The organism is Gilliamella sp. Fer4-1, from assembly GCF_001690515.1.
Classification (GTDB): Bacteria; Pseudomonadota; Gammaproteobacteria; order Enterobacterales; family Orbaceae; genus Gilliamella; species Gilliamella apicola_C.
In genome coordinates this window covers 1-3,302 of sequence record NZ_LZGZ01000046.1, presented here as the reverse complement: position 1 = coordinate 3,302, position 3,302 = coordinate 1, and the positions used below count along the sequence as shown (strand labels likewise).

Annotated in this window: 3 protein-coding genes; all 3 read right to left on the bottom strand. The window is 36.8% G+C overall.

What is annotated here, in order from left to right; all coding sequences use genetic code 11:
* Positions 1 to 74: 74 nt before the first annotated feature.
* The 3 genes from A9G30_RS01555 to A9G30_RS01545 all read right to left on the bottom strand — a co-directional run bounded on the left by A9G30_RS01555 (position 75) and on the right by A9G30_RS01545 (position 2,953).
* Positions 75 to 305 carry a FeoC-like transcriptional regulator gene (locus tag A9G30_RS01555; protein ID WP_065587827.1) on the bottom strand — a complete coding sequence of 77 codons (231 nt, stop codon included), beginning with the start codon at positions 303 to 305 and terminating at the stop codon, positions 75 to 77.
* A gap of 132 nt (positions 306 to 437) precedes the next feature.
* On the bottom strand, positions 438 to 2,714 hold the full coding sequence (feoB, locus tag A9G30_RS01550) for a Fe(2+) transporter permease subunit FeoB (RefSeq protein WP_065587826.1): 2,277 nt from the start codon (positions 2,712 to 2,714) through the stop codon (positions 438 to 440).
* Positions 2,711 to 2,953 (bottom strand): FeoA family protein, encoded by a 243-nt coding sequence (locus A9G30_RS01545; protein WP_081295533.1) that lies wholly within the window; start codon positions 2,951 to 2,953, stop codon positions 2,711 to 2,713. The genes feoB and A9G30_RS01545 overlap by 4 nt, the downstream gene beginning before the upstream one ends.
* Positions 2,954 to 3,302: the final 349 nt, after the last annotated feature.

Sequence of the window (3,302 nt, the reverse complement as noted above, 5' to 3'; positions counted from 1 at the left end):
TATATTAATCTACCAACAAAAATAAAAACTAATGAATACTAAAATAGTCAGACAAATCTAACAAATGCATTTGATTACCCCCAAGCATATTCAATATGATTTGTTAAATTACAACTTGAGCAAGAATGGCATTTATCTACTTGACAAGGAAGTAATTGATTTTGCGCTATCAATTTAATCATTCCTTTTTTTATCCAAAACCGTAACATCTGCTCGGTGGCACTTTCAGGTAAACGAAAGTGTCTTGCAATATCTTGCAATGATGCACGGCCTTTTAATTGCACATAATCACAAATTGACGTCATTAACATAACATTAATATGATTTGTAGGTCGAGCCCTGCAAATCGCTCCTCTATTATTATTTTTACAAATTAACCAGCCATTTATTTAATGACAATACAATAATTTTTAACGATTTCATAAACTGAGTTCAACTTATTGATTTAAAGTTGAATATCGACCTAAAAAACGCATAAACAGCAAAGCCACAACAATAAAAATACAGCATCCTAAGATCCACCAAGTAGCTACAGCCGAATGCCCAAGCAAAGTACATTGGTAATAAATTGTTGCTGCTAGCCACGCAATAGTAAAAGTCCAAATTGCCACAAATATCATCCATTTTGAACCAGCCTCACGATATACAGCCCCTAACGCTGCGGCACAAGGCGTATAAAGTAAAATAAAGATCAAATAGCTCATAGCGGCAGAAGGCGAACCAAAAGCCATTTTAATTTGTGAAATCGTCGCCGAATCTACCTCTAAATCAACTTTTAACGAATCCATATCTTGCGAAACGGTAGTGAGCCCTAACGGATCTAAGACCGCATCAGACAAGGTCTGCAAATTTTGGGGAATGGTAGCTAATGCTTTTAAAACGCCTTGTGACAAACTGAATGGCTCAGCTTGTTCGTTATTATCATTCATAGAATAAAGTGAATTTAATGTTGCAATTACCGATTCCTTAGCGAAAATACCAGTAAAAATACCCACTGTTGCAGGCCAATTATTGTTGGTAATGCCCATAGGTGCAAATACTGGGGTGATATCTTGGCTAATCACTGAAAGCATAGTGTCTTGTGAGCTTTCAGCCCTAAACGATCCATTGCTTCCCCATGAATTAAGTAAGCTTAATACCGTCACCATTAATACAATAGCTTTACCTGCTCTAAATATAAATGACTTTAACCGTTGCCACGTCAAACTAAATAAGCTACTTAAAGTCGGAATACGATAGACAGGCATTTCCATAATAAACGGCGTTAATGAACCTTTTAATAGCGTAAATTTAAGCACAAACCCTGTTAGCATAGCCACAGTAATGCCGATCAAATATAAAGTAAACACCACTATCGAAGCATTCTTAGGGAAAAATATCACAGCAAACAACGCATACACAGGCAATCTTGCCCCACACGACATAAAAGGGATCATACAAATCGACATAATGCGATCACGAGTGCTCTCTAGCGTTCGTGTACCCATAATGGCTGGCACCCCACAACCAAAACCAACTAGCATTGGCACAAATGCCTTACCTGGTAAACCAATAGATCGCATCAATCGGTCAATAACCATTGCTGCTCTGGCTAAATAGCCTGAATCCTCCAAAAACGATAAACAAAAAAACATGGCACCAATAACAGGAATAAACGTCGAAACAGTTTGCACACCTCGACCAATGCCATTAGCTAAAATCGCGATAAGCCAACTTGGTGCATTTATAGCATGAAGTAATTCAGTTGTGCCATCAACAAAAACAGTACCACACAGTACATCAAAAAAATCAATAAATACTGCCCCAAAATTAATCGCCACCATAAACATGGCATACATAGCCAACAAAAAGAAGGGAATGCCAGTAATACGTCCTAAGGTAATATTATCAAGTATTTCAGAAAACCGATGACTAAGCTCACGTGGTTTCTCAATCACCTTTTTACAAATTGCATCAATCGTATCATAACGAGCGCTAGCAAGTGCCACATCAATTTCATTATCACACCATTGCGCAAGTTTTAAACGACAATCCACTAACATTTTTTTCTCACATGGCGCCAAGTTATAACGCGAATCATCCAATAATACATCCATCAATTGCCAGCGATTAAATTGTCGTATAATGCTATCTTCGGGTAGATCGCAAACATAACGATTAATCACAGTTTGCTGCTCTTCACCAAGTAGATCAACCGACGGCTGAGCTATTTGTGGATTTTTCGACATGGCTTCAATTTGTTGATAAAAGTGCGATAAACCTTGTTTTTTTGTAGAAGATATCGCAACAACAGGACAACCAATTAGTGCGGACAACATATCAACATTAACCTGTTCGCCAATAGCTTTAATAGCATCCATCATATTTAGCACAACAATTATGGGGACCTGTAAATCAATTAATTGGCACGTTAAATAAAGGCTACGTTGCAAATTTGTTGCATCAATAATATTGATAATAACGCTGTCACTTTCAGATAACACAAATTGACGAGCAATAAGTTCATCTTGCGAAACACTGAGCGGATCAGGCTCTATCGAATATGTGCCAGGCAAATCGATAATCTCATATTGCCTATGATGATAAGTAAAAATCCCCGTTTTACGTTCCACAGTCACGCCAGGCCAATTTCCTACTCGCTGTTTAGAGCCTGTTAATAAGTTGAACAACGTAGTCTTACCGCAGTTAGGGTTACCAATGAGTGCTATCTTCACGCAATAACCTCCATTACTTCAATAGCTTTCGCTTCATTACGACGTAAACAAAGCAAAAAACCACGCATTTTGATTTCGATCGGATCACCAAGTGGCGCAACACGCACAACCAAAACCTTACAACCAGGTGTAATACCCATTGCAAGTAACTTTCGGCGAAAGGGTAACGACTCGGGCAACAATCTAGAAATAACCGCCTCGTGCCCTAAAGGTAGCTGGTTAAGGGTAAAAGATGACATTATTTTTCCTAAAAAAGATGACAGTACTGATAAAAAAGTAATAGCATTAAATTAACAACACGTATTTTAAAGAAAAGTTATTTTTAATATAAAAATGCGAATCACTCGCAACAATGACAAATAAAACGCGAAAAAATGACCAAACAGATCAAATAATAAAAACATATGGCATCAAATAATCAAAAATCAATCTAAGAAATTAATTTTTTATTTAGATGATAAATTAATTATCACTAAAAATAATAAATAGTATCTGGCTACCAAATTTTTAATTGGACAACTCGTGGTAAACCTACATCAATCTAAGACAAAATTGTAAAATGAACGAGCTATTCTGAGGAACGATCAT